At 71.0% G+C, this 23416-nt stretch carries 27 protein-coding genes; 14 read left to right on the forward strand and 13 right to left on the reverse strand.

What is annotated here, in order from left to right:
- The first annotated feature begins 93 nt into the window (after positions 1 to 93).
- Positions 94 to 1815, forward strand: a complete 1722-nt coding sequence (locus tag ACQSSQ_RS20415) for a sulfatase-like hydrolase/transferase (RefSeq protein WP_431328971.1) — start codon at positions 94 to 96, stop codon at positions 1813 to 1815.
- Between the two features lie 60 nt (positions 1816 to 1875).
- On the opposite strand, the gene ACQSSQ_RS20420 is transcribed toward ACQSSQ_RS20415, so the two are convergent.
- The 4 genes from ACQSSQ_RS20420 to ACQSSQ_RS20435 all read right to left on the reverse strand — a co-directional run bounded on the left by ACQSSQ_RS20420 (position 1876) and on the right by ACQSSQ_RS20435 (position 4580).
- A complete protein-coding gene (locus tag ACQSSQ_RS20420) occupies positions 1876 to 2457 on the reverse strand; it encodes a hypothetical protein (RefSeq protein WP_431328972.1) in 582 nt (193 codons plus the stop codon).
- Between the two features lie 77 nt (positions 2458 to 2534).
- Positions 2535 to 3410 carry a hypothetical protein gene (locus ACQSSQ_RS20425; RefSeq protein ID WP_431328973.1) on the reverse strand — a complete coding sequence of 292 codons (876 nt, stop codon included), beginning with the start codon at positions 3408 to 3410 and terminating at the stop codon, positions 2535 to 2537.
- 196 nt (positions 3411 to 3606) lie between these two features.
- Entirely contained in the window at positions 3607 to 4053 is a 447-nt protein-coding gene (locus ACQSSQ_RS20430; protein ID WP_431328974.1) for a rhodanese-like domain-containing protein, read from the reverse strand.
- Positions 4050 to 4580 carry a cysteine dioxygenase gene (locus ACQSSQ_RS20435; RefSeq protein ID WP_431328975.1) on the reverse strand — a complete coding sequence of 177 codons (531 nt, stop codon included), beginning with the start codon at positions 4578 to 4580 and terminating at the stop codon, positions 4050 to 4052. Before ACQSSQ_RS20435 ends, ACQSSQ_RS20430 begins: the two co-directional genes overlap by 4 nt.
- A 135-nt stretch (positions 4581 to 4715) precedes the next feature.
- Here ACQSSQ_RS20435 and ACQSSQ_RS20440 point away from each other — a divergent pair, with 135 nt between their 5' ends.
- The 3 genes from ACQSSQ_RS20440 to ACQSSQ_RS20450 are packed head-to-tail and all read left to right on the forward strand — an operon-like array spanning position 4716 to position 6125.
- Entirely contained in the window at positions 4716 to 5069 is a 354-nt protein-coding gene (locus tag ACQSSQ_RS20440) for an ArsR/SmtB family transcription factor (protein ID WP_431328976.1), read from the forward strand.
- Positions 5069 to 5560, forward strand: coding sequence for an SRPBCC family protein (locus ACQSSQ_RS20445; protein WP_431328977.1), 492 nt, complete (start codon positions 5069 to 5071; stop codon positions 5558 to 5560). Before ACQSSQ_RS20440 ends, ACQSSQ_RS20445 begins: the two co-directional genes overlap by 1 nt.
- A 1-nt stretch (position 5561) precedes the next feature.
- On the forward strand, positions 5562 to 6125 hold the full coding sequence (locus ACQSSQ_RS20450; RefSeq protein ID WP_431328978.1) for a dihydrofolate reductase family protein: 564 nt from the start codon (positions 5562 to 5564) through the stop codon (positions 6123 to 6125).
- Between the two features lie 15 nt (positions 6126 to 6140).
- Here ACQSSQ_RS20450 and ACQSSQ_RS20455 read toward each other — a convergent pair whose 3' ends face one another.
- Both ACQSSQ_RS20455 and ACQSSQ_RS20460 read right to left on the reverse strand, forming a co-directional pair.
- On the reverse strand, positions 6141 to 6614 hold the full coding sequence (locus tag ACQSSQ_RS20455; protein ID WP_431328979.1) for a GNAT family N-acetyltransferase: 474 nt from the start codon (positions 6612 to 6614) through the stop codon (positions 6141 to 6143).
- A gap of 52 nt (positions 6615 to 6666) precedes the next feature.
- Entirely contained in the window at positions 6667 to 7155 is a 489-nt protein-coding gene (locus ACQSSQ_RS20460) for a DUF6326 family protein (protein ID WP_431328980.1), read from the reverse strand.
- Positions 7156 to 7376: 221 nt separating this feature from the next.
- On the opposite strand from ACQSSQ_RS20460, the gene ACQSSQ_RS20465 reads away from it, so the two are divergent.
- Positions 7377 to 8459 (forward strand): sensor histidine kinase, encoded by a 1083-nt coding sequence (locus tag ACQSSQ_RS20465; RefSeq protein ID WP_431328981.1) that lies wholly within the window; start codon positions 7377 to 7379, stop codon positions 8457 to 8459.
- Positions 8456 to 9112, forward strand: a complete 657-nt coding sequence (locus ACQSSQ_RS20470; protein ID WP_431328982.1) for a response regulator — start codon at positions 8456 to 8458, stop codon at positions 9110 to 9112. The genes ACQSSQ_RS20465 and ACQSSQ_RS20470 overlap by 4 nt, the downstream gene beginning before the upstream one ends.
- A 51-nt stretch (positions 9113 to 9163) precedes the next feature.
- Here the strand turns inward: ACQSSQ_RS20470 and ACQSSQ_RS20475 are convergent, their stop codons facing one another.
- The 3 genes from ACQSSQ_RS20475 to ACQSSQ_RS20485 form a co-directional block, all read right to left on the reverse strand.
- Positions 9164 to 9532, reverse strand: a complete 369-nt coding sequence (locus tag ACQSSQ_RS20475) for a YciI family protein (RefSeq protein WP_431328983.1) — start codon at positions 9530 to 9532, stop codon at positions 9164 to 9166.
- A 74-nt stretch (positions 9533 to 9606) separates the two neighbouring features.
- Positions 9607 to 10155 (reverse strand): TetR/AcrR family transcriptional regulator, encoded by a 549-nt coding sequence (locus ACQSSQ_RS20480; protein WP_431328984.1) that lies wholly within the window; start codon positions 10153 to 10155, stop codon positions 9607 to 9609.
- Complete coding sequence (locus tag ACQSSQ_RS20485) at positions 10152 to 11699, reverse strand: MFS transporter (RefSeq protein WP_431328985.1); 1548 nt, start codon at positions 11697 to 11699, stop codon at positions 10152 to 10154. The genes ACQSSQ_RS20480 and ACQSSQ_RS20485 overlap by 4 nt, the downstream gene beginning before the upstream one ends.
- Positions 11700 to 11908: 209 nt before the next feature.
- Here ACQSSQ_RS20485 and ACQSSQ_RS20490 point away from each other — a divergent pair, with 209 nt between their 5' ends.
- From ACQSSQ_RS20490 to ACQSSQ_RS20505, 4 genes are all read left to right on the forward strand, one after another.
- On the forward strand, positions 11909 to 12577 hold the full coding sequence (locus tag ACQSSQ_RS20490; protein WP_431328986.1) for a histidine phosphatase family protein: 669 nt from the start codon (positions 11909 to 11911) through the stop codon (positions 12575 to 12577).
- A 140-nt stretch (positions 12578 to 12717) separates the two neighbouring features.
- Complete coding sequence (locus tag ACQSSQ_RS20495; protein ID WP_431328987.1) at positions 12718 to 13128, forward strand: pyridoxamine 5'-phosphate oxidase family protein; 411 nt, start codon at positions 12718 to 12720, stop codon at positions 13126 to 13128.
- Between the two features lie 12 nt (positions 13129 to 13140).
- Positions 13141 to 13302, forward strand: a complete 162-nt coding sequence (locus tag ACQSSQ_RS20500) for a hypothetical protein (RefSeq protein ID WP_431329367.1) — start codon at positions 13141 to 13143, stop codon at positions 13300 to 13302.
- Positions 13302 to 14042: a universal stress protein gene (locus ACQSSQ_RS20505; RefSeq protein WP_431329366.1), complete on the forward strand. Its 741-nt coding sequence runs from the start codon at positions 13302 to 13304 to the stop codon at positions 14040 to 14042. The genes ACQSSQ_RS20500 and ACQSSQ_RS20505 overlap by 1 nt, the downstream gene beginning before the upstream one ends.
- A 30-nt stretch (positions 14043 to 14072) precedes the next feature.
- Here the strand turns inward: ACQSSQ_RS20505 and ACQSSQ_RS20510 are convergent, their stop codons facing one another.
- Complete coding sequence (locus tag ACQSSQ_RS20510; protein ID WP_431328988.1) at positions 14073 to 14639, reverse strand: hypothetical protein; 567 nt, start codon at positions 14637 to 14639, stop codon at positions 14073 to 14075.
- Between the two features lie 33 nt (positions 14640 to 14672).
- On the reverse strand, positions 14673 to 17453 hold the full coding sequence (locus ACQSSQ_RS20515) for a helix-turn-helix transcriptional regulator (protein ID WP_431328989.1): 2781 nt from the start codon (positions 17451 to 17453) through the stop codon (positions 14673 to 14675).
- A gap of 204 nt (positions 17454 to 17657) precedes the next feature.
- Here ACQSSQ_RS20515 and ACQSSQ_RS20520 point away from each other — a divergent pair, with 204 nt between their 5' ends.
- Positions 17658 to 18017, forward strand: a complete 360-nt coding sequence (locus ACQSSQ_RS20520; RefSeq protein ID WP_431328990.1) for a response regulator — start codon at positions 17658 to 17660, stop codon at positions 18015 to 18017.
- On the opposite strand, the gene ACQSSQ_RS20525 is transcribed toward ACQSSQ_RS20520, so the two are convergent.
- Together ACQSSQ_RS20525 and ACQSSQ_RS20530 are read right to left on the reverse strand one after the other, a co-directional pair.
- Positions 17998 to 19524, reverse strand: a complete 1527-nt coding sequence (locus tag ACQSSQ_RS20525; protein WP_431328991.1) for a sensor histidine kinase — start codon at positions 19522 to 19524, stop codon at positions 17998 to 18000. The genes ACQSSQ_RS20520 and ACQSSQ_RS20525 overlap by 20 nt on opposite strands.
- A complete protein-coding gene (locus tag ACQSSQ_RS20530) occupies positions 19521 to 20174 on the reverse strand; it encodes a response regulator (protein ID WP_431328992.1) in 654 nt (217 codons plus the stop codon). Before ACQSSQ_RS20530 ends, ACQSSQ_RS20525 begins: the two co-directional genes overlap by 4 nt.
- A 452-nt stretch (positions 20175 to 20626) precedes the next feature.
- On the opposite strand from ACQSSQ_RS20530, the gene ACQSSQ_RS20535 reads away from it, so the two are divergent.
- The 3 genes from ACQSSQ_RS20535 to poxB are packed head-to-tail and all read left to right on the forward strand — an operon-like array spanning position 20627 to position 23380.
- A complete protein-coding gene (locus ACQSSQ_RS20535; protein ID WP_431328993.1) occupies positions 20627 to 21091 on the forward strand; it encodes an SRPBCC family protein in 465 nt (154 codons plus the stop codon).
- Entirely contained in the window at positions 21081 to 21647 is a 567-nt protein-coding gene (locus ACQSSQ_RS20540; protein WP_431328994.1) for a hypothetical protein, read from the forward strand. The genes ACQSSQ_RS20535 and ACQSSQ_RS20540 overlap by 11 nt, the downstream gene beginning before the upstream one ends.
- Positions 21644 to 23380 carry a ubiquinone-dependent pyruvate dehydrogenase gene (gene poxB, locus ACQSSQ_RS20545; protein WP_431328995.1) on the forward strand — a complete coding sequence of 579 codons (1737 nt, stop codon included), beginning with the start codon at positions 21644 to 21646 and terminating at the stop codon, positions 23378 to 23380. The genes ACQSSQ_RS20540 and poxB overlap by 4 nt, the downstream gene beginning before the upstream one ends.
- Positions 23381 to 23416 lie beyond the last annotated feature (36 nt).

Raw genomic sequence — 23416 nt, forward strand, 5'->3', positions numbered from 1 at the left:
CGTCGCAGGTCGGCGGGGGTCGTCATGCGCTAAAACTAGCGTAGTTCACGCGACTTACATCAGAGCCTGCTCGACCACCAGACAAGGAACCCGATGCCTCCCCGGAACCTGTTCACGGCGATCGCCGCGCCCGCCGTCCTGACGTTGGCCAGCGTCGCCCCCGCCCTCGTCGCGTCGCAGGCGGTCCCTGCGAGTGCGGCGCCGGCCGCTGCCCCGCGTCCCAACCTGGTCTACATCATGGCCGACGACCTCGGCTGGTCCGACCTGAGCACCGGGCTGACCAACGGCGGCTACGGCAACGACTTCAACGAGACGCCACGTCTCGACCAGCTCGCCGAGGAGGGCCAGGTCTTCACCGAGGCCTACGCGTCGGTCCAGTGCAGCCCCACACGGACGGCGCTGCACACCGGCCAGTACGCCACGCGTCCGACCAACAACGTGTACGCCGTCGGCGCCATCACGGGCTCGGCGACCAGCCCGCTGCGCGGCGTGACGCAGGGACGACTGGCCGAGGACGGCCGTACCGCGATCCCGGTGAACTACACGACGCTCGGCGAGAACCTCCAGAACGCCGGCTACACGACCGGCTACACCGGCAAGTTCCACGTCACCGGCTCGATCGACGAGATCGTGACCAGCCACGGGTACGACGAGAGCTGGGGCGGGAGCCCGAACTCGCACGCCACCTACTACTTCGCCACCAACGGCCAGTTCAACGACTCGGTCGCACCGGCGCTGGACCAGTTCGGCGCCGACTACACCCAGGAGTACGTCGACGAGAACATCGCGCCGTACAGCAAGGGCGTCAGCCAGGCGCAGCTCGACGCGCTCGTGGGCACCGACAAGCACGTGACCGACGCCCAGACCGACGCGACCCTCGACTTCATCGACCGCAGCAAGGACGAGCCGTTCTTCGCCTGGGTGAGCGAGTACGCGCCGCACTTCCCGGTCAACGACGCGCAGGCACGCTCGGACCTGCTGGCCAAGTACCGCGCGAAGGCACCGGGCGAGGATCCCGCGAAGCCGTCGTACGCCGCCCTGACCGAGGGCGTGGACCAGTCGGTGGCGCGGATCATCGACTACCTCGAGGAGACCCCGGACCCGCGCAACGGCGGCAAGCCGCTCGCCGACAACACGCTGGTGATCTTCACCTCGGACAACGGCGGCGAGGAGGACCCGGTCAACTCGGGCGCCTTCAACGGGCCGCTGCGCGCCGACAAGGGCCAGCTGTACGAGGGTGGCGTGCGCGTCCCGTGGATCGTGTGGAGCAAGAACTCCAAGCTCGTGCGCGGAGGCGGCCGCGCCAACGAGACGATCATCAACAGCACCGACCTCTACACGACGCTCTCGTCGTACGCGCAGGCCACGCTGCCGGCGGGCGTGCCCCTGGACGGCATCGACCTGAGGCCGGCGTTCAGCAAGGGCACCAAGATCAACCGCGACCACTTCCACCACCTGCCCGGGTACGTCGGCGTGCAAGGCCCGGGGTCGACCGTCCGCGACGGCCGGTGGAAGCTCTACTACCAGTACACGACCAACTCCTTCGAGCTGTACGACCTCGCCACCGACGTCGGGGAGACCACCAACCTCGCCGCGCAGAGGCCGGGGCTCGTGCACCAGCTCGGCAAGCAGCTGATCACGTGGCTCGACGAGACGGACGCGCCGCTGGCGACGCTCCGGACCGGTCAGCCGACCCGCGTGATCGAGAACTTCACGGGTGAGACGTATGCCAACGGTCAGGTGACCCGGCACCACGGCGACACCCTCACCATCGCCGCCGGCGACCAGGTGCCGTTCCTCCTGCCGAGGCCATAACAGCCAGCGATGTACGACGGGCCCGGACGCGATCGCGTCCGGGCCCGTTCGTCCTGCGGGTCAGGGGACCTTCAGAAAGGTCAGGCCCAACCATCCGTTCGGGCCGGCCGGATCGGTTGTCCCGGTGATCCTGGCCCGCAGCCCGGCGCCGTTGACTGCCTCGGACAACCGGATGGTGGCAGGTGCTTGGGTGATGCTGTCGCCGAGCAGACAGCCCTGACTGACCGAGGTGATGGTCACGTCGAGACTGACGAGACGGAAGGCAGGGTGGGCGGTGGGAGTCGGGGTGCCAGGGGGGTAGAAGGTACGACCGGAGGATTCGGTCCGGAACCGATCGGGGGCCGAGATGTTCGGTGCCCGACCGGAGGGAGAGCACGAGGTGAACCCGTTGTCGCGGTCGACCCGCACGGCGGCAACCCCACTTTCGGGGTCCTCGACCCGGACAGCCACTTCGTACCGACCTCCGATCCGCACCTCCACCGAGGTCGGCATCGCGTTGACCCAGGCGCTTGGCTGCTCAGTAGAGGTAGAGCCACCCTGGGGCGGCAGGTTCCAGATCTCCAGGCGGACCTGCGGCGGCGTCGTGTCCGCCGCGGTCGGGGTGACCGTATCGGCGCAGCCAGCCCCCGCCGCCAGCGCCACGCCTACGCCCGCAACCACAGCCCAGGCACCAGAACGTGAGCTAGGTACGGTCGGTCGGCGCTGGCGAGACGAAGCGTTCATCGGGGGTCACCTTCGAGATGGCCGACCACTGTCAGCTCGAAGCGTTGTCCGGCGGCAAACCCGCCGCTGAACATGCCCGACGCCACGAGGGTGATCGCGCCCGCGGAGTCGACCGGGGAACCGCCGTTGAGCGGCCCAGACGGCATCGTCGGGGTGACAGTCTTGGGCACTGTCCGGGTGGTCAACAGACCGGAGTAGGTCGAGGGACCGAAGTCGAGCCCATAGAACCCCCACAGCCAGCGCGGGGGCTCGAAGAGCGGGGACCAGATGACTCGCAGCTCCACCACGAGGTCCAGGTGTCCGCTTGAGCGCTCGAACCGGCCATCACGAACCGTGATGCTGCCGGAGGTGGACATCACGACGACATACGGCGCCGTTGTGAAGCCGACCGACGGCGGGGCGCCCCGGCCGATAGTCAGGTAGTCGGGGAACCTGCGGGCCACGGTGAACGCGGACTTCCTTGGAAAGGGGTCCCAGGCGCCCTCCCAACCCGGCCTGGCCACCACCCGGTCGTGAGCGCACCCTGCGATGATGAAGGACACGACCACCGGGAGCCCCATGTCCTCGGTGAACAACGGGAACTGCGGGAAGTCCGGGCTGACCAGCCGAGGCTCGGAACAGAAGATCGTCGCGCCGGTCCCGCCCGGGTCCACCAACGTCTGCACTGCCGGGTCCAAGCAGCCACGGCATTCATCCAGGCGGCGCTGCTGAACGTCCACCGCATCCTTGGCCGCCTTCACCTCCAGCGCCGCCTGTCGCCGCTCGTCGGCCGAACGCGCCTGGGCCATGCTCTCCCAGGCCAGGGCGTAGGAGCGACGCAGCTCCGTCAGCTCTTCGGCGAGCGGCTGGCACTCCACAGGAATCTCAGACATCCGTACCCTCCCTTCGGTACGGCCTGGCCCGCTCACGCGAACCGCGACACAACCATGCTGCGCCTCCCTGAGTTCATCCCCGCCTGATGTTGTGCGCTGTTGTGCGCGGCACCGAAACTCGGGAGCGGGCAGATCGGGAGGGTTCCGTCGAGGGTGTCGACAGCACGGCCGGGCTCGAGTCGCGAGGCGCCTCGCCTCAGTGAGTTGCGGCAGAGACGCGGCCGATCGGCTCGCCGCTTCCGACGCGGTGCTCGACCTCGGTCGTACCCGTCGTGGTGGGAAGCCCTGCTTCGCGCCAGGCGCGGAAGCCTCCGACGAGGTCCGTGGCGTCGAGGCCGAGGGAGACGAGCCACGCGGCCACGAGCGACGAGGTGTAGCCCTCGCTGCAGACGACGATCCAGCGCCGGCCCGGTCGCGCGATCGTCAAGCGGGCGTCGGAGTCCGGGTGGACGCGCCACGCGACGTGGTTGGTCTCGATCACCACAGAGCCCGGGATCTCCCCCTCCGCACCACGCTGCCAAGCAGGGCGGATGTCGACCAGCACCGCGCCGTCGTCGACGTCGGCCGCCGCCTGCTCCGGCGAGACCCGCACCAGGCCGGACCTGGCGTCGTCGAGCCAGGCATCGACGCCCGCGAAGGTCATGCGCCGGCTCGTTCGGGGGCGGGCGTCTCCGGGTCGTCGGTCCACGCCGAGGCCCGCCGTACCAAGGTGCCGTCCGTCGCGTCGTAGTAGTTCATCAGGCTGATCGGCGGCGAGTAGGCGTGCACGCTCACGGCTGGCCGATCGTCATGGTTGCGCACGTCGTGGACGTAGCGCGGCCCGAAGGAGACCGTCTCACGGTCCGTGCGGACCTGGTCGACCAACCGGCCGGCGGAGCCGCGGCGCGCACCCGCCCACACGTACTCGGTGAGTTCCCCCTCGACCACGGTGAACACGCCCGAGGAGCCGCCGTGGTCGTGGAGCTCGGTCCCCTGCTCCTTGGTCCAGCTGATCAGCCAGACGTCGACGTCGTCGTCAGCGTGGATGCGGACGTGCCACCGCTCGTTCCAGTCGAACGTCGGCTCGTAGACGCCTGCCCGCACCTCGGCGGCGAAGCGGTCCACGACCGTACGCAGCTCGGCGCGCGTCAGGGCGCGACCGGTCCGGGGCTGCAGGTCAGCGATACTCACCCCGGCATTATGTACTCAAAACCGCTCGACTTAGATGACTTCCAATCGCTGAGATCGATTGGCCCGGCGAACCCCTTGACAGGTGAGCACGCGTCACGTTTCATTTAACACGTTCGTTAAGTGAAGGGATATGGGATGGCCGGCACCGACCAACTCAGCGTGGTGTTCTCCGCGCTCGCGGACCCGACTCGACGGGAGATCCTCGTCGCGCTGGCCGAGCACGACGCCACCGTCACCGAGCTCACCGCTCCCCTCCCCATCTCGATGCCGGCGGTGTCGCGGCACCTGAAGGTCCTCGAACGCGCCGCGCTCATCTCGCGGACACGGTCGGGCAAGTGGCGCGGGAGCAGGCTCGAGGCCGCTCCCCTGCGCGACGCTGCCGACTGGATCGATCGCTACCGGCGCTTCTGGGACTCCTCCCTCACGCGCCTCGACGCGCACCTTGCCGTGGTGCAGGCCGCCACGACCTCAGAACACCAGGAGCCCTGATGCAGACACCGACCCCGCAGATCGACATCTCGCGCGTGCTCGCCGCGCCGCGGGACCTCGTCTATCGCGCGTTCACCGACCCGGACCACTTCGTGAGCTGGTGGGGGCCGATCGGCAATGCCCTTCCGCGCGACGAGATCGACTTCGACGTGCGCCCGGGCGGCCACCAGCGGTGGACCGAGGTCTCCGCAGCCGATCCCGGTGTCCGGGTCCACGTCCACGTCGACATCACCGACGTCACCGTCGGCGAGCTCCTCGACGGCCTCATGCACGTCGCCGGCCAGCTCCCGGACGGCGTCGAGCCGTTCGAGACGAGAGTCCGCGTCGAGTTCTACGACGAGGCAGACGGGCGCACGCGCCTCGAGATCCGTCAGTGGCTCCCCCAGCACCTGACAGGCAGTGCCGAGCAGGGTTGGCGCGAAGCGTTGGCCAAGCTGGACGCCGCGCTCGCCGATTCCCAGTCCTCCCCGTCGACCGTCGAGGTGCGATGACATGGCCAAGCTGATCTACGCGACGAACATGTCGCTCGACGGGTACATCGAGGACAAGGACGGCGCCTTCGACTTCGGCCCGAGGGACGCCGAGGTGTTCCAGTGCCACACCGAGCTCCTGCAGTCCGCAGGCACGTTCCTCTACGGGCGCCGTCTCTACGAGAGCATGGCCGTGTGGGAGACCGACGCCACGCTCGCAGCACAGTCGGACGCCTTGGCCGATTTCGCGACCGCCTGGCAGGCAGCGGACAAGATCGTCTTCTCCACGACGCTGACCGCCGCGTCGACCGCCAACACCCGCGTCGAGCGCCACTTCGACCACCCCGCAGTCCGCGAGCTGAAGGCCACGGCCAGCGGCGACATCACCATCGGTGGCGCACACCTGGCGGCTCAGGCGATCACGGCCGGGCTCGTTGACGAGTGCCAGCTGTTCGTCTGGCCCACCACCATCGGTGGAGGCAAGCCAGCGCTGCCGACTGACTCCCGAACCGACCTGGAGCTCCTCGACGAGCGCCGGTTCGGCAACGGCGTCGTCCTGCTGCGGTACCGCACGCGGGGACGCTGACTGGTGACCGCGCCGCTACGGTGACTCGCCCGGACGGTGCAGCACCTTGCGGAAGTGCACCCGCCGGAACTCGTCCTCCTCCGCGACCCGGGTGACCTCGTAGCCGTGACGGCCGTAGAACGCGATGTTCTCGACCATCGTCACGTGCGTGTAGAGGCGGACCTCGCCGTACCCGAGACTCGCCGCCCGCGCCTCGGCCCAACCCAGGACCTGTCCGCCGAGCCCGCTCCCCTGCCGCCCGGGCTCGACCGCGATGTTCTCGATCAGGAGGTGGTCATCGCGGCCCCGCGTCACGAGGACGGCGACGACCGCACCAGCGTCGCGTACGACGTGGACGTCGCCGTCCTCGATGGCCTTGACGTAGTCCTCGTTCATCGGTGCCGGCTCGCGGCCGACGCGCGGGACGTACGGCGCGTACGCGGTGCGCACCAGGGCACGCACCGCCCGCGCGTCTTCGGGCTCGGCCAGCTCGGGCGTCACGTCAGGCACGACTGGCAGGCTCCTCCACCTGCGCCCCCACCCGCAAGCGCCGCAGTCCCCATCAGCGTGCTGCTGGGCGCGCGGTCCCTCGCGCCGTACCGGTCGCCATGGTCGCCGACGGTGCGGTGCGGGGCCAGGTCCAGGCGTACCGCACGATGAGGGCGAGAAGGATCAGTTCCAGGACGACGCCGAGGCCGTAGAAGTACAGCCAGAAGCCGCCCGCCACGTTGAATGCCGTGACCGGGACGTAGACCGCGGCCACGACGAGGTTCGTGATGCGGTTCGCCCGCGCGGGCAGCGTCATCGACAGCACGACCATGAAGATCGGGACGGCCATGAGCGTCAGCGCGGTGGTCGAGAAGGTCTGTGAGAGGTCGAATTTGAAGACCTTGCCGTCGAGGATGTCCTCGACGATGCCGGGCGTGAAGAAGCCGAGGATGTCCACGTAGGCGTACAGGAACATGAAGCTCGTCCACGCTGCGGCGAGCTTGGCTCGCACCGGGACCGGCTGGTCTTCCAGTGCGGCGGTGGTGGGTTGGCGTGTGCTCATCATGGGCTCCGTTGCTTCGGTGAGGATCGGTACGTCCCCACGCTCGCCGAGCTCGACGGCGGGCACCTCGGCCCGGAGGCCGGAGTTCACCCGGCCGATGGGACGGTCTCTCTCTCGTTCTTTCGGCCGGTACGCCGAGGCGCGCCGATCCCTAGGCTGGAGCCGTGGTCACTGTCTGGCGCTCCCTCTGGCATGAGCCGCGGCCTGCAGACGCCCCACCCGTGGGTCGTCTCGACTGGCTGCTGGTGGGTGTGTTCGCGGCCGCCGCCGTGGTCGAGGGCATCGTTCGGCCGGACGTGGCCTGGCGCCCCCTTGTGACGGTGCTTGCCCTGGCGCTGATCCCTGCGCTGCTCTGGCGGCGGAGCCACCCCCTGATAACCGCCCTGGTCGGGTGGGGCGTCGCCGGGCTGCTCTCGGTTCTCCAGCTGACCACGCACACCAAGGACCTCGGCCTCGACTCCATGATTGCCGTCCTGATCCTGCTCTACGCCCTGGTGCGCTGGGGCTCGGGACGGGAGATCGTCGTGGGGACGGCGTACGTGACCGTCGTCGTCGCGCTGGGGATGTACGCCACCTCCGCGGGCTGGGCCGACGTCTTCGGCGGAAGCGTCCTCTTGCTGTTGGTCGTCGCCGTCGCGGCGGTGTTCCGCTACCGGGCGGACCTCTGGCATCGCCGACAGCGCGAGATCCGCAGTCAGGAGCGGGTGGCCCTGGCGCGCGAGCTGCACGACATCGTGGCCCACCACGTCTCGGCGATCGCGGTGCAGGCGCAGGCCGGCGGCGTGGTCGCCGGCACCCAGCCTGAGAAGGCTGCCGAGATCCTGGCCGCGATCGAGTCAGAAGCGTCGCGAACCCTGGCGGAGATGAGATCCATGGTGCGGGTGCTGCGTGAGGAGGAAGCCGCCGCCTACTCCCCGCAGCTGGGTGTCGCGGACCTGCCGGCGCTGGCGCGCGCCGACGCGACGCCCACCGTCGAGGTCTCGCTGGACGGTTCGTTGACCCGGCTGGCGCGACCTGTGGACGCCGCTCTCTACCGGCTTGCGCAAGAGTCGCTGACCAACGCCGTACGGCACGCCCCGGGGGCGACCCGCGTCGGGATCGACGTACGCCGGGTGGGCGACGCCGTCAGGCTGCGTGTCAGCGACGACGGAAGGACCGAGCCGGGGCCGGCTCCGGAGCCTGGGTTCGGCCTGCTGGGCATGGCCGAACGCGCCCAGCTCCTCGGCGGATCGCTCTCCGCGGGGCCAGGGCCGGAAGGCGGCTGGGTGGTAGAGGCCGTGCTGCCGGTGGAGGCGCTGGCATGAGCATTCGTGTCGTCGTCGCCGACGACCAGGATCTGGTCCGGACCGGGCTGGTGATGATCCTCGGCGCGCAACCCGACCTCGAGGTCGTGGGGGAAGCGGCAGACGGGCTCGCAGCGCTCGACCTGGCGACCAACCTGCGTCCCGACGTCCTCCTCGTCGACATCCGGATGCCCGGCATGGACGGCGTGGAGGTGACGCGGCGCCTGGCCGGGCCAGACGTGACGGACCCGATGGCGGTCGTCGTGATCACCACCTTCGACCTCGACGAGTACGTCCTCGGCGCCCTCCGCGCGGGCGCCCGCGGGTTCCTGCTCAAAGACGCCGGGCCCGAGCTCCTCGTGCAGGCCATCCACGCGGCGGCCAACGGGGAGGCGCTGATCGCCCCCAACGTCACCCGCCGACTGCTCGCGACCTTCGCCGACCAGGCGCCGGCGGCACCGGTCCAGCCCATCGACCCGCTCACCGAGCGCGAGGAGGAAGTGCTCGCGCTGGTGGCGCGGGGCCGGACCAACGCCGAGATCGCCACCGAGCTCTTCGTCGGCCTGAGCACGGTCAAGACCCACGTCGCCTCGTTGATGACCAAGCTCGGCGCCCGCAACCGCGTCGAGATCGCGATGTGGGCCTACGACACCCGACGCGTGAGAGCGGACTAGTAGGTACGGACTGAAGCGCGGCCTCGTCAGGCCCTCGCTCGTCGACCGAGCTCACTCGCCAGCCGGCACCTGGAATGCCCGGACCTCGATCCGGCCACCGAGAGCCTTCGACGCCCGAGCAGCCCAGCCGACGGCTGCCTCCTCGTCGGCGACATCGATCACCCAGAAACCCCCGAGGTACTCGGGAGCCTCGACGAACGGGCCGTTGACCTTGCTCAGCGACTCGCCGGTGTTGTCGACGGTGATCGCGCTCGAGGGCGGCATCAACCCACCGGCGAAGACGAAGGCGCCGGTCGACGTCAGCTCCTCGATGATCGCGCCGGTGGCAGCCATCGCCGCCTCAAGGTCGGCCGGGTCCATGGTCTCCATGGTCGGCTCCTCGTCGGAGTCGTGCGGGACGGACAGCAGGAATTGGCTCATGCGGTGTACGACCGTCCTCGACGCGGGAACTGATCGGTCCGCCGACGCGCCTCCGAACGTCGAAGCGCTCGCCGTCACCCGGCGTCGGGTTCGGCCATCGCGAGGAGGGTGCCGTAGAGGTCGATCTGTCGGGCCGAGAGTACGGCGAGCTCGGCGGGAGGCGTCGCCGCGGCGCGTTCGGCGGCGAATCGCACGACCGTCACGAGCTCTGGCTCCAGCCCGTCCGCTGTGAGGTCGCTCAGCCAGCGTTCCTCGTCGTCGCGCGAGAGCGCTGTGAGGTCGCTCGCGGAGGCGAGAAGCCCCCAGAAGCCGGGGAAGAGCACCGCGTACGACGCCACCTCCTCGTCGAAGAGCGCCCTGACGTAGCCGCGCAGCAGCTTGCCCGGCCGGTTCTCCGAGAGGTCGACACGCTGGTGGACGGCCGTACGGAACCGCTCGAGAACGTCGACCGCCATCGCGTGCATCAGGGCGTCGCGGCTCGGGAAGTGGTGCAGCAGTCCGCTCTTCGAGACGCCGGCTGACTTCGCGATGTCGGCGAGGCTGGCATCGGTTCCGCGCTCGATGACCAGCGACTCAGTCGCGTCGAGGATCGCGCGGCGTGTGCGCTCCTTGTCCCGTGTCATGCCGTCCGGACCTCCTCGACCTCACGGCTGTCGATGTTCGAGCGACCCGAGGGAATGACCCGCCACGCGATTGCCGCCGCGACGAACAGCAGCACGGCGGCGACGATCGACGTGCTCTGCATGCCGCTGGCGAAGGCCGCCTGGGCGGCGCCCAGCGTATCCGAACCCCCGGGCGCGGTCGGGTCGATCGCGTGCACGGCAGCCGGGAGCGACTCACGGGCTGCGTCCGCCATGTCGGGGTCCGCCGCGGCCGGGAGATCGAGACGAGCACGGTAGAAGACCGTGGTGAGCGCACCCAGCACCGCGATCCCGAGCGCCACCCCGAGCTCGTAGGCCGTCTCGGCGATCGCCGACGCAGCCCCCGCACGTTCCTTCGGCGCGGCGGCGACCACGGCATCGGTGGAGAGCGTCATGGCGACCCCGACACCGAGGCCGATAACGGCCAGCGCGACCCCGATCGCGGCGTAGCCCTCCATGCCCTCGCCCCATGCGAGGACGAGAAGGCCGAGTCCCGCGACTGCGAGGCCACCGCCGATCGCCCGTCCGGCGCCGAGCCTGCGGAGGATGAGGCCGACCAGCCCGATGACGGCGATCGACGCCACCGTCGCCGGCAGCTCGCGCAGCCCGGCCTCGAACGGGCTGTACTCGCGGACGAGCTGGAGGTACTGCGAGAAGAAGTAGAGGAGGCCGCTGAAGGCGAAGATCGCCAGCCCGTTCGCCGCCACCGCGCCGGAGAACGCGGGACGTCGGAAGAGCGCGACGTCGATCAGCGGAGTGTCGAGGCTGCGCTGGCGTCGCAGGAAGATCCAGCCTGCGGCGAGGCCCAGCGATGCCGAGGCGGCCACGGCCAGGTCGAGGTCGCCGCCGAAGACGCGCTTGACGGCGTAGACGACCGGCACGATCGCGACCATCGAGAGCAGCGCGGAGGTGAAATCGATCCGGCCCGCGTGCGGGTTGCGCGACTCCGGCAGCAGGAGCGCACCGAAGCCGAGGACGAGAAGAACCACCGGCACGTTGATGAGGAAGACCGACCCCCACCAGAAGTGTTCGAGCAGCGCACCGCCCACCAGCGGGCCGAGCGCGGCGCCGCCCGTGGCGCCGGCGCTCCAGATCGCGATCGCGCGGGCCCGCTCCGTACGGTTCTCGAAAAGGTTGCGCACGATCGACAGCGTCGACGGCATGATCGTCGCGCCACTGATGCCGAGCAGCGCCCGCGCCACGATGAGGAGCTCGGCCGTCGGGGCGAATGCCGCGAGCAGCGAGGCCAGGCCGAAGCCTGCGCTGCCGAGGAGCAGCAGGCGCTTGCGCCCGATGCGGTCCGCGACGTTACCCATGGTCACCAGAAGCCCGGCCAGTGCGAACGAGTAGATGTCGCCGATCCACAGGACCTGCGTGGCCGTCGCGTCGAGCTCGGCCGTCAGCGACGGCACGGCAAGCGCGAGCACAGTGCCGTCGATCGCGAGGATGAGGACGGCCAGCGTGAGCGCCCCGAGGGCGGCCCAGGCGCGCCGGGGCGCGCGGATGACGTCGGGAGCGGAGGACATCACACCATCGTACCGACCGATTGGTCGGTACAAAAGACGAACCAGTCGGTTGCAGGTGGTCTCGGTGCACGACGTTTGTATGGCGATTTCGAGCATTCGTGCGCATCCGCGAGAAGTCCCGTCCGGTTCTCAGCGATTTCAGGATCCGGCTCCCTCGAGCGCAACGCCCCGCGGCCGCTCCCACCCACCGCGTCCGTACGATCGAGTGCGTGCGACTGCTCCTCATCCGTCACGGCCAGACCACCAGCAACGCCAGCGGGGCGCTCGACACCCGCATCCCCGGCGCCGAGCTGACTTCGCTGGGCCAGGCCCAGGCGCAGGCGATCCCGGAGGCGCTGGCCGGTGAGCCGGTCGCCGCCGTGTACGCGTCGCGGTTGGTCCGCACGCAGATGACCGCTGCGCCGCTGGCCGCAGCACGGCAGCTGTCGGTGGTGGTGCAGCCCGGGCTCGAAGAGATCTCCGCGGGTGACCTGGAGATGAAGAGCGACCCGCCCTCGCGGCAGGCGTACATCGACTGCCTCACGCAGTGGGTGGGCGGCAACCTCGACGAGGTGATGCCGGGCGGGCACGACGGTCACGCCTTCCTCGCTCGCTATCGGTCGGCGCTCGCGTCGCTCCTGTCCGCGCACGACGGCGACGACACCGTTGCGGTCGTCTCGCACGGCGCAGCCATCCGGGTGTTCACTGCCCTGACGGCGACACTCGGCCCGGACGTGCCGCCGGGACTGCCACTGCTCAACACCGGGATGGCGACCCTCGTCGGCGAACCGTCGGACTGGGTGCTCGACGCGTGGCGATCCGATCCGCTCGGCGGCCCCGACCTCGACGACGCGGCCGCGGTGGACCCCACCGGCGAGAGCCAGACCACGACGGCCTGACCGCCGCCCTCGCTGACGAGCCACTCCCCCACCACCGCCGTACGACCGGGACCTCCGTCCCGGTTCGACGGGCCTTTCGGCCGTGGACGCCCGCGTACGACGGGCGCACGATCGTGTCACCGACACCCGTGGGGGGAACGATGACCATGCTGGATACAGCGGTGCTGAGCGAGGCCGAGTGCTGGTCGCTGCTCGACACGCAGACCGTCGGCCGGATCGCGTTCGTGCGCGACGGCCACGTCGAGCTGTTGCCGCTGAACTACCGCGTCAGCAACGGCGGCATCGTGATCCGCACGTCGCTGAGCAGTCCGCTGGCCGCGCTGTGCGACGGGGTCGACGAGGTCGCCTTCGAAGCCGACTATCACGACGACCTCTACCAACGAGGTTGGAGCGTCGTCATCACCGGGCGCGGCCGCACGGCTGAGCCGGACGACGTCCGTCCGGAAGACCTCCGGCGGCTCAACGCGTGGGCGCACGGGGAGCGTCCCCTGCTGGCCCGCATCGACCCGGTGTCCGTCACGGGACGACGGGTCGAGATCGGTGCGCGATGAGAGGAGACAGAGATGAGGACGAACGAAGCACCCGTGGTCGTCGGCGTCGCATCAGCGACCGAGGACGACGCTGCCCTGTGGTTCGCGGCCGGCGAGGCCGAGCGGCAAGGCCGCCCGATCCTGCTGGTCCACGCGTACCGGGACAATCCGACTACCCGGCCACGCATCCGCTGATCAGCAAGGAGGACCGGCGCGACGTCGGTCGTGAGCTCCTCGCCGAGGCGTCCGAACGCCTGCGAACGATCGTCGGTGATGCGGTCGACATCCGTACCCACCTCGCCGAGGCCGGAATCGTGGCGTCGCTGCTGATCGCCTCACGGAAGGCCGCGCTGGTCGTCCTGCGACGGCGCGACCTCTCCGCTGTCGAGCGCGTGTTCACCGGATCGATCAGCAACGCCGTCGCGGCACGGTCCTCGTGCCCGGTCGTCATCGTGCCTGCGGGCTGGGACCACGCGACGACCCACAACCGAGTCGTCGTCGGCCTGGACGACACCGCCCTCTCCCCCGAGGCGATCGACTTCGCCTTCCCGACGGCGCAGGAGCGCAAGGCGACGCTGACCGCGCTCCACGCCTGGCGCGCGCCGGTCCTCTACGACGACATCATCTTCAGCAGGACCAGCGAGCACACGTGGCGCGACACCACGCAGCGCCACCTCGACCAGGAGCTCGCCCCCTGGCGCGAACGCCACCCGGAGGTGCAGTGCGAGGTCGTCGTCGAGTACGAGCGCCCAGCCCAGGCACTGTCCGCGGCGAGCGCGTCGAGCGACCTGCTCGTCGTCGGACGGCGGACGCGTCCGCTGCCGCGAGGGCTCGCCCTCGGGTCGGTCACCCGCGCCCTCGTCCGCGCGTGCGCATGCCCGCTCGTCGTCACGCCGCACCCCGAGGACGCTGACGTCACCGACGACGAGCTGTGAGTTGAGGGGGCAGGGTCGGAACGCCTCGGGTCACGCCGCCTCGACCACGCGCCACCAAGCGCTCGCCTCCTCCAGCGACTGCGACGGCACCTGCGCGGGATCGGCGAGGACGTCGTCGCGGTGCAGCCCCGGGAGGACGCGGAAGTCGATCGAGTCGGCCTCGCTGACGAGCGCGAGGACGCGCCACAGCGACCGCGCGTAGTGCTCAGCCTGGCCTGGTCCGTCCCACTCGTAGACGCCTCGGTAGATGCCGTTGGCGTCGTGGGCCAGCCACAGCTTGGAGACGAAGCCGGGGAAACCGACGAACAGCGGCATGTTGAGGATGCTCTCGGCCCGGAACAGTGCGTGGCCGCGGCGACCACGCACGGCCCTGAGCCGGAAGGACACCACGAGAACGCAAGGCTCGACGGGTGTGCGGGGCACCGTGGTCTCGCGGTAGACCCGTCCCGTCGTCCCGTTCGCGAACGAGATCCGCCGACCGACGTTCGGCTTCGGCAGATGGACGTCACGCCGTACGAGCATGGCGATCGACGTCAGGACGCAGCGGCCCACGGCTGCCCAGGCCGCGGCCCTCGGAAGCGGGCTCCGCTGTGCCACGGAGCCAGCGTATTCCTCTCGTGCGCCCGTCCGTCAGGCCGTGACCCGCTCGAGGTCCATGACGAGGGCGCGCTGGACCTCCTTGCGGGAGCTGATGCCGAGCTTGGAGTAGACCTTGCGCAGGTGCCACTCGACCGTGCGGGGACTGATGAACAGCTGGCCCGCGATCTCCGGGTTGGTGTGGCCCTGGGCTGCAAGTCGAGCGACCTGGGACTCCTGCTCGGTCAGGTCGGTCATGGTCTCGACGGAGCGGCGACGCGCTGTCGCGCCGGTTGCCGCCAGCTCCCGCCGGGCGCGGCCCGCGAAGCCGTCGGCCCCCATCTCGGCCAGCATCTCGTGGGCGACCTTCAGCTGCTCGCGCGCATCCAGCCTCCGGTTCTCGCGTCGGAGCCACTCGCCGTAGACCAGATGGGCGCGCGCGAGGAAGAAGCGGAGCGGGGTGCGTCCCAGGCGTTCGATCGCCTCCCGGTAGTCCGCCTCGGCCTCCGCGCCGTCGGCCAGGAGCGCGCGCGAACGGGCCGCGATCCCGAGTGCCCAGTCGGTGCGGCACGCGTCCGCAGCGTCGGTGATCCGGCGCAGCGCCTCGCGTCCCCGCTCGGGCAGACCGGCGCGCGCGGCGGCCTCGACAAGCTCGACCGCGCTCCAGCTGGCGAGCCCGAGCTCCTCCGGGTGCGCGCTGCCGTCCTCCGCCGCGAGAAGTGCCTCGGAGTACCCGCCGAGCCCGTTGTGCATCACGGCGGTGGTCCACGCGCACGCGGTGAGCCACTGGCCGTCGCCGTACGCAGTGGCGTCCGCGGCGGCGTCCGCGATCAGGCGGACCACCCGCTGCTCGTTGCCGCACCACCCCGCGATCACGAGGTCCCAGTACGGCGGCGACGGGTGGTTCGTCGCCGCGACGACCGCCGCGCACTCGCGCGCCGCGTCCCTCGCGGCGGGCAGGTTGCCGGTGAAGAGCTCGAGCGCGCTGCGTGAGAGCAGCCCGACGGGGAGCATGCGCAGCCGGCCGCTCTCCCGAGCGATGCTGATCATCCGGCCCGAGAGGTCGCGCCACCGCCCCTCGTCCCACACGTCGTGCGACATCCGGGTCGCCAGCGGGAGCCAGCGCACCATCTCCTCCGTCGACAGGTCGGTCGCGGCGAGCGCGGCCAACGACTCGCGCAGCAGCGGGGCACCGGAGCGATACCCGTCCACGACGGTGCGGGCGAACCCGTTGAGCAGTCCGGTGGTCGGGTCGGGCACCGACGACCCCGGGAGCGCGGCCCGCACCGCGTTCGCGACGTCGATCACGCCGTCGCGGCGTGCCACCCTCCCCCTGATGAGCGCTGCTTCGAACGCGTCGCGGTACGTCTCCGACGTGAGCGTCCGGTCCAACGGCTCGAGGCGGCGCGCCGCCGACAGCAGCGACTCGGCGTGCTGGTTCCCCAGCGCCGCCGCGATCTGCGCACGCAGCAGGTAGACCTCGGCCGCGAGCATGGCCTCGGCGTCGTTCTCCTCCACGATCGGCAGCAGCTGCAGGGCACGGTCCGGCGCGCCGGACTGGAACCGAGCCTGGGCCGCCCGCAAGGCACGCTGGGCGCGACGGGCGGGGTCGGGTGTCAGTGCGGCGGCGCGCTCCCTGAACGCCGCAGCGGCCGCGAGGCCACCGCGGGCGAGGGCACGACCAGCCGACCTGACCAGCTCCACCGCCACGCTCTCGTCGAGACCCGCGGTCGCCTGCGCCAGGTGCCACGCGTGCCGGTCCGGCTCGAGCTCGTGACTCGTCGTCTCGGCGAGCGCTCGGTGGACTGCCCTGCGCTCCTCCGGCGAGGCGGTCCGATAGACGGTCGAGCGCACGAGCGGGTGGCTGAACCGCACCTCACCGCCGAAGTCGACCAGTCCTTCGTTCACCGCGGGTACGGCGTCGTCCGGTCCGAGGCCCAGGTGCGCCGCCGCCCGCCAGATGAGCACCGCGTCCTGCCTCGGCTCGGCGGCGACGATCAGGAGCAGACGACGGGTCGCCGCCGTCAGCGGCTCGAGCCGACGCTGGTAGCTGAGCTCGATCCGGCTGGGCAGCCCGCCCACCCCGAGCATGCCGAAACCGCCCGCGAGGTCTCCGGGTGCCAGTCCGCGGGGCAGCTCGAGGATGGCGAGAGGGTTCCCGTCGGCCTCCGCGAGGAGCCGCCGAAGGATCCCCTCGTCGAGCGGCCCGTGAACGACGGACTGGAGCAGCATGCGCGCCTCACGGTCCGACAACCCGGTCACCGGGATCTCGGGGAGCCCTCGGAGGAGATCGCCCTCGTCCTCCGGTCGCGCCGTGAAAGCGAGACCGACCGGGATCGCCGCCAGCCGTCGTCCGACGAACGCGAGCACCTCGGCGGACGCCCGGTCGAGCCAGTGCGCGTCGTCGACCACGCAGACCAAGGACCGCTGAGCACTCGACTCCGACAGGAGTCCCAGCACAGCGACGCCGACGAGGAAGGGGTCCGGGGCGCCCGTGCCGTTCAGGCCGAACACGACCCGGAGCGCATCGCGCTGCGGCTCGGGAAGGCGGTCGACGAGACCGAGGAGCGGAGCGAGCAGCTGGTGCAGACCGGCGTACGCGAGCTCCATCTCGGACTCCACGCCGGAGGCGCGCAGCACGGTGCACCCGTGCGCGTGGTCCGCGAGGTAGCGCAGGAGGGCCGTCTTGCCGACGCCGGGCTCGCCGCGGAGGACGACGACCCGCGCACGTCCCTGGTGCACCTCCGCGACGACCTCGTCGAGCGCGCGGCACTCGTGCTGACGGCCGACCAGTGCTCGCCCGAGCTCGGACGAGGGACTCGTGACGCAGTTCATGGGCTTCGCCTTCCAGTGAGGATCCCGGCCCTGCAAGCATCGCGAAACCGCGCAGGCCGCGTCGTCGCCGTCACCCGCCAGACCGCGATGGTGGCCGCCCTCCACCGGCACTACCGGTTAACCGGTAGTCGCGACGCGATCACCCGCATCGGATTCCGGCTAGCCGCAATGCCTCGGAAGGGCCCGCCCGACCATCCTGGACTCATGCAGATCAGAGTCGCGCTCGTGGACGACAGTCCTGTCTACATCGCCGCGGCCACAGCGCTGTTGGATGGGGAAGGCTTGACCGTCGTGGGATCCGCTGCCGACGCAGCCCAGGCGGTGGACCTCTGCGATCGCCTGACGCCCGATGTCGTCCTGGTCGACATCGGGCTCGGCGACGAGAGCGGGTTCGACGTCGTACGCCGGCTGGCCCGACCGGGCGGCCCGACGCTGATCCTCATCTCGACCCGCGACGTCGACGAGATCGACGAGCTGCTCCAGGACTCTCCCGCGTCCGGCTTCGTCGCCAAGTCGGCGATCTCCGCGGACGCGATCCGCGGGCTCATGCCGTCGGAAGACTGAACTCCAGCCTCGTCCCGCTGCCCGGCTCGCTCGTGACGTCCATCCGGCCCCCGAGCGCGTAGACGCGGTCCTGCATGCCGACCATCCCGGAACCCCGGGCGGGATCGGCTCCACCGACCCCGTCGTCGCACACCTCGATCGCGAGGTCGTCGGCCACCCGCGCGACCCGCACCTGCACCTCGGTGGCCCGGGCGTGCTTGGTCGCGTTGGTGATCGCCTCGGAGACGAGGTAGTACGCCGCGACCTGGACCGTGTCCGGCAGGTCGCCGTCGACGTCCACGTCGAGGACGACGGGCAGTCCCGACCGCCGGGCCAGCGACCGGAGCGCTGCCCGCAGCCCGCCCGTCTCGAGGATGGCGGGATGGATGCCGCGAGCCACCTCACGGAGCTCCTCGACGACGTCCGCGAGCGTCGTCCCGAGGCCCTGCAGCTCGGTGCGTACGCCGTCGAGCTCGGGCGGGACGTGCGACTGCACGCGACGGACGTCGAGCGCGAGGGAGACGAGCCGCTGCTGGATGCCGTCATGCAGGTCGCGCTCGAGACGCCGGCGGGCGTCGTCTCCAGCGGCCACGATCCGGGACCGGGACGCCATCAGGGCCGCCCGGTCGCGCGCGTTCGAGAACACCACCGAGACCACCTCGGTGAAGTCGGCCACGCGTGCCTCGACGGCCGCGGAGATCGGACCGTCGTTCAACGATCCCACCGAGAGCGCGCCCCACAGCCGACCGCCGAGGAAGATCGGGTAGCCGACCGCCGACCGGATGCCGCCGGCCCGGACGCGGTCGGCCATCGGGCCGTGAGGGACGTCGTACGTGTCGAGCCGTGACTGCTCCCCCGTCCGCAGGACACGGATCGTCGCGCTGTCGCCGTCGAGCGGCAGCTGGTCGCCCACGTCGAGCACCCCGGGGGTGCCCCACGCGGCGACGACCGTGGCGTTGCCGTCGGCGGCGAACTCGAGCACGCGCACGGCCTCGAGCGACGCGAGGCGTCCGACCTCCTCGGCCGTCGCCGCGAACACCTCGGACGGTGACGCGTCGGCGGTGGTCAGCCGCGCGATCCGCCGCAGTGCCGACATCTCGGCGTTCAGCGCGGCCTGGGCCTCGTCGAGGGAGATCATCCGACGGCGCGTGCGGGCGCTCACGGCACAGACCAGGACGATCACGACGAGGTAGAGCGTCAGCGCGCCCCAGTTCTGGAAGTCCGGGAAGCTGAACGTCCGCAGCGGCTTCAGGTAGAAGAAGTCGAACGCGAGGATCGACGCGAGCGCCAGCGGGACGGCGTACAGGTCGAGGCCGGCGTGCGCCGTCCGGAAGACGAGCACCACGCACAGCGCGGCGAGCACGACCGCCACCATCGTGCCGCCGACGAACACCAGGAGCAGCGACACCGCGCTGAACAGCAGCAGGGCGAGCCCGACGGCGACCGCCGCCAGCGCCGGGACCGGCCACGCGACGTCACCGCGGCGCGGGTCGCCGGGGTGGAGCATCCGCTCCCACCTGCTGCTCACCGCGACTCCAGGAACTTCATCACCGCGAGCACCCGACGGTTGTCCGACTCCGCCTCGGGCAGGTCCAGCTTGAGGAGGATGCTGCGGACGTGCTTCTCGACCGTCCCCTCGGTCACCCACAGCTGCTGGGCGATCCCCGAGTTCGAGCGGCCCTGCGCCATGAGCGCGAGCACGTCGCGCTCGCGGTCGCTGAGCACGTCCAGCGGATCCTCGCGGTGCTGCGCGGACACCAGCTCCTGGACCAGGGCCGGGTCGACGACCGAACCGCCCCGAGCGATGCGTTCGACGTTGTCGAGGAACTCGTCGACGGCGACGACCCGGCTCTTGAGCAGATAGCCGATGCCGCGCCCGCTGCCGAGGAGGGTGAGCGCGTGATCGACCTCGACGTGCGCCGACAGGACGAGGATGCCGGTCTCGGGCAGCTCCGCGCGGATCACCGCTGCTGCGCTCAGCCCTTCGACGGTGTACGTCGGCGGCATCCGGATGTCGACGATCACCAGGTCGGGCCGGTGCTCGCGGGCGAGCTCCAGCAGCCCCGCCCCGTCGCCCGCCTGCCCGACCACCTCGAAGTCCGGAGCAGCAAGGAGGCTCGCCATCCCTTCGCGAAGCAGCACGTCGTCGTCGGCGACCACGACGCGGAGTCCGTTCATGCGCGCGCCCGCGCGAAGGTCAGCATGCCCGCAAGTATCACACCGGGGCGTACCAGGGTGACGGGCTGTCTCGGCACGCTCCCGAACCCGTGCGTGCGCCCGTGTGCCTGCCGGGCGAGTCACCCCCGCCTTTCCCGGAACCGTGTTCCCCGAGGTTGCCGAGCGGCGACCGCGAAGGGAGCAGGAATGTTCGAGGCGACACCGTCAGCAGCCCAGGCGCGACCCCGTCATCGTCGAGGTCGTGCACCGCTGGGCCGGTGGCCCGGCGCGATGATCGTGGGGCTGGAGGCCAGGCTGCTGCTCGACGCGCTGATCTGCCGGGTGACCGACCTCCGCCCCGGCGCCCGCACGCACGTGTCGTCCGGACCAGGGCGTCTCACGGGCTCGAGGGAGCGCGTGGCACCGCGAGGCTCGCTCTCACAGCAGTCAAGCCTCTTGGAGGGATGAGCACCATGCCGACGATCCATCTCAACGCCACCACGACCGCGACCCCGGAGCAGGTCCTGGCCAGCCTGGTCGACTTCGGACCGGGCCGGTCCGAGATCTTCTCGAACAGCGCCGACGACTACCTCGAGGTCCACAGCCAGGGCGCCCACGAAGCCGACGTCACGGAGGGTTCCGGCGGGATCTGGGAGCGCCTCCACTACGACTGGTCCGACCCTCGCCGTGTGGTCATGACCACCACCGACTCCAACATCTGGGGCGGGAGGTCGGGTCACGTCTACACCCTCACGCCCCTGGCCGAGGGCGGGACGCGCATCGACGCGGTCGTCGTCCGGGAGGGCAAGAACCTCAAGGGACGGATCGTCGGTGCCCTGCTCGCCTCCGTCGGCAAGGGGGTCCTCACCAAGGCGCTCCGCAGCACGGCGACGGCGGTCGGGTCACGCAACGAAGGGATCGACTCCCATGAGCAGTAGCCGACCGTCCGCCCGGACGACCGCCCGGTCCGTGACGCCGCTGGGTGCGGTCGTCGAAGGAGCCCTGGCCGGAGCCGCCGGCACGCTCGCCATGGACGGGCTGCTGTACGGGCGGTACCGCCGCGGGGGTGGGACCAGAGACTTCCTCGGGTGGGAGCTCTCCCGCGACGTCCGCACCTGGGACGACGCACCCGCGCCGGCGCAGGTGGGCAGGCGGCTGGTCGAGGGCCTCTTCGCTCGCCGCCTCCCGGACCGCCGCGCCGCGTTCGTCAACAACGTCACCCACGCCGGGTACGGCGCGCTCAACGGCGCGGTGTTCGGGGTCGTCGCCGGGTCGCTGCCCGCAGCGCGGGTCCGCCACGGGATCCCGTTCGGCGTCGGAGTCTGGGCGTTCGGGTACGCCGTGCTCCCGGCGGCGAAGCTCTACCGCCCGATCTGGACGTACGACCGCGCGACGCTCGCGAAGGACCTGTCCGCTCACCTCGTGTACGGACTCACCACGGCGAGCGCCTTCACGCTGCTCCGGGGCAGACGGCGCACGAGGGCCGTGCGATGAGGGCGTCGACACTCGCCGACACGCTGGTCGCCACGCTGAAGGCGTCGGGAGTCCGCCGCCTCTACGGCCTTCCCGGCGACTCGCTCAACGGGCTCACCGAGGCGCTGCGGCGCGACGGCTCCGTGGCGTGGCAGCACGTGCGGCACGAGGAGACCGCCGCGTTCGCCGCCGCCGGCGAGGCTGCCGTCACCGGCCGCCTCGCCGTGTGCGCGGCCAGCTGCGGACCCGGCAACCTGCACCTGGTCAACGGGCTGTTCGACGCCCAGCGGAGCCGGGTCCCGGTCCTTGCGATCGCCGCCCACATCCCGCGCGCGGAGATCGGCAGCGGGTACTTCCAGGAGACCCGCCCGCAGGAGCTGTTCCGCGAGTGCAGCGTCTACTCCGAGATGGTGAGCGTGGCGGAGGAGCTCCCGCGGATGCTGCGGACCGCCATGCGGGCGGCGCTGGAGCGTCGCGGCGTCGCCGTGCTGGTCGTCCCCGGAGAGCTCTTCACGCAGGTGGCGCCGGACGAGCCCGTCACGTCGGTCCTCCCGACGTCCTCGACCGTACGACCGTCGGACGACGCGCTCGCACAGGCAGCCGCACTGCTCGACGACGCGCAGGCCGTCACGATCCTCGCCGGCGCCGGTTGCGAGGGCGCGCACGACCAGGTCGTCGCCCTCGCCGCACGTCTCAAGGCACCCGTGGTGCACTCGCTGCGCGGCAAGGAGTTCGTCGAGCACGACAACCCGTACGACGTCGGCATGACCGGTCTGCTCGGGTTCACCTCCGGCTACCAGGCGATGGAGCACTGCGACGCCCTGCTGATGCTGGGCACGGACTTCCCGTACCGGCCCTTCTACCCCGACGGCGCCCGCGTCGTGCAGGTCGACGTCCGTGGGGAGAACATCGGTCGCCGTGTCCCGGTCGACGTGCCGCTGGTCGGCACGGTCGCGGACACCGTCGCCGCGCTGCTCCCCCTCGTCCACGACGACCGCAGCGACGCCCACCTGAGGCGGATGACCGACCACTACCGACGGACCCGCCGCCGCCTCGACACGCTGGCCGGACCGGGGCGCACGCACGGGCCGCTGCACCCGCAGACCGTCGCGGCAGCGGTCGACCGGCTCGCGGCTCCTGACACCGTGCTCGTTCCTGACGTCGGTACGCCGACCCTGTGGGCGGCGCGGTACTTCCGTACGAACGGGCGGCGCCGGCTGATCGGCTCCTTCACCCACGGGAGCATGGCGAACGCCCTTCCCCAGGCGATCGGCGTCCAGGCCGCGTTCCCGGAGCGGCAGGTGGTCGCCTTCTCCGGCGACGGCGGCCTGGCGATGCTGATGGGCGAGCTGCTCACCTTGCGCCAGCAGCAGCTCCCGGTGAAGGTGGTCGTCCTCAACAACGGGGCGCTGGCGTTCGTCGAGCTGGAGATGAAGGCCGACGGCATCGTCAACTACGGCACCGACCTGACCAACCCGAGCTTCGCCGAGGTCGCCCGGGCCGTCGGGGTGCACGGCGTTCGCGTCGAGCACCCCGACGAGCTCGACGCCGCGCTCGCGGAGGCGTTCGCCCATCCCGGGCCCGCCGTGGTCGACGTCTCGACCGTGCGGCACGAGATCTCCGTCCCTCCACGGATCACCGCCCACGAGGCGGCCGGCTTCACGCTCTGGGCGACCCGCAGCGTGCTCGACGGCGACGGCAGCACCGTCCTGGACGTCGCCCGGTCCAACCTGCGCCAGCTCGTCCTCGAGTAGACCGACAGACCGACGTCCCGTCGTACAGCCTCGTAC

The sequence above is a fragment of the Mumia spirodelae genome (assembly GCF_050632745.1).
In the GTDB taxonomy this organism is placed as follows: domain Bacteria; phylum Actinomycetota; class Actinomycetes; order Propionibacteriales; family Nocardioidaceae; genus Mumia.

Excerpts from the sequence above, each read along its gene's own strand:
- ACQSSQ_RS20415 (WP_431328971.1), top strand. The coding sequence starts at position 94 with ATGCCTCCCCGGAACCTGTTCACGGCGATCGCCGCGCCCGCCGTCCTG.
- ACQSSQ_RS20425 (WP_431328973.1), bottom strand. The coding sequence starts at position 3,410 with ATGTCTGAGATTCCTGTGGAGTGCCAGCCGCTCGCCGAAGAGCTGACG.
- ACQSSQ_RS20430 (WP_431328974.1), bottom strand. The coding sequence starts at position 4,053 with ATGACCTTCGCGGGCGTCGATGCCTGGCTCGACGACGCCAGGTCCGGC.
- ACQSSQ_RS20440 (WP_431328976.1), top strand. The coding sequence starts at position 4,716 with ATGGCCGGCACCGACCAACTCAGCGTGGTGTTCTCCGCGCTCGCGGAC.
- ACQSSQ_RS20445 (WP_431328977.1), top strand. The coding sequence starts at position 5,069 with ATGCAGACACCGACCCCGCAGATCGACATCTCGCGCGTGCTCGCCGCG.
- ACQSSQ_RS20450 (WP_431328978.1), top strand. The coding sequence starts at position 5,562 with ATGGCCAAGCTGATCTACGCGACGAACATGTCGCTCGACGGGTACATC.
- ACQSSQ_RS20460 (WP_431328980.1), bottom strand. The coding sequence starts at position 7,155 with ATGAGCACACGCCAACCCACCACCGCCGCACTGGAAGACCAGCCGGTC.
- ACQSSQ_RS20470 (WP_431328982.1), top strand. The coding sequence starts at position 8,456 with ATGAGCATTCGTGTCGTCGTCGCCGACGACCAGGATCTGGTCCGGACC.
- ACQSSQ_RS20475 (WP_431328983.1), bottom strand. The coding sequence starts at position 9,532 with ATGAGCCAATTCCTGCTGTCCGTCCCGCACGACTCCGACGAGGAGCCG.
- ACQSSQ_RS20480 (WP_431328984.1), bottom strand. The coding sequence starts at position 10,155 with ATGACACGGGACAAGGAGCGCACACGCCGCGCGATCCTCGACGCGACT.
- ACQSSQ_RS20485 (WP_431328985.1), bottom strand. The coding sequence starts at position 11,699 with ATGTCCTCCGCTCCCGACGTCATCCGCGCGCCCCGGCGCGCCTGGGCC.
- ACQSSQ_RS20495 (WP_431328987.1), top strand. The coding sequence starts at position 12,718 with ATGACCATGCTGGATACAGCGGTGCTGAGCGAGGCCGAGTGCTGGTCG.
- ACQSSQ_RS20500 (WP_431329367.1), top strand. The coding sequence starts at position 13,141 with ATGAGGACGAACGAAGCACCCGTGGTCGTCGGCGTCGCATCAGCGACC.
- ACQSSQ_RS20515 (WP_431328989.1), bottom strand. The coding sequence starts at position 17,453 with ATGAACTGCGTCACGAGTCCCTCGTCCGAGCTCGGGCGAGCACTGGTC.
- ACQSSQ_RS20520 (WP_431328990.1), top strand. The coding sequence starts at position 17,658 with ATGCAGATCAGAGTCGCGCTCGTGGACGACAGTCCTGTCTACATCGCC.
- ACQSSQ_RS20530 (WP_431328992.1), bottom strand. The coding sequence starts at position 20,174 with ATGAACGGACTCCGCGTCGTGGTCGCCGACGACGACGTGCTGCTTCGC.
- ACQSSQ_RS20535 (WP_431328993.1), top strand. The coding sequence starts at position 20,627 with ATGCCGACGATCCATCTCAACGCCACCACGACCGCGACCCCGGAGCAG.
- ACQSSQ_RS20540 (WP_431328994.1), top strand. The coding sequence starts at position 21,081 with ATGAGCAGTAGCCGACCGTCCGCCCGGACGACCGCCCGGTCCGTGACG.
- poxB (WP_431328995.1), top strand. The coding sequence starts at position 21,644 with ATGAGGGCGTCGACACTCGCCGACACGCTGGTCGCCACGCTGAAGGCG.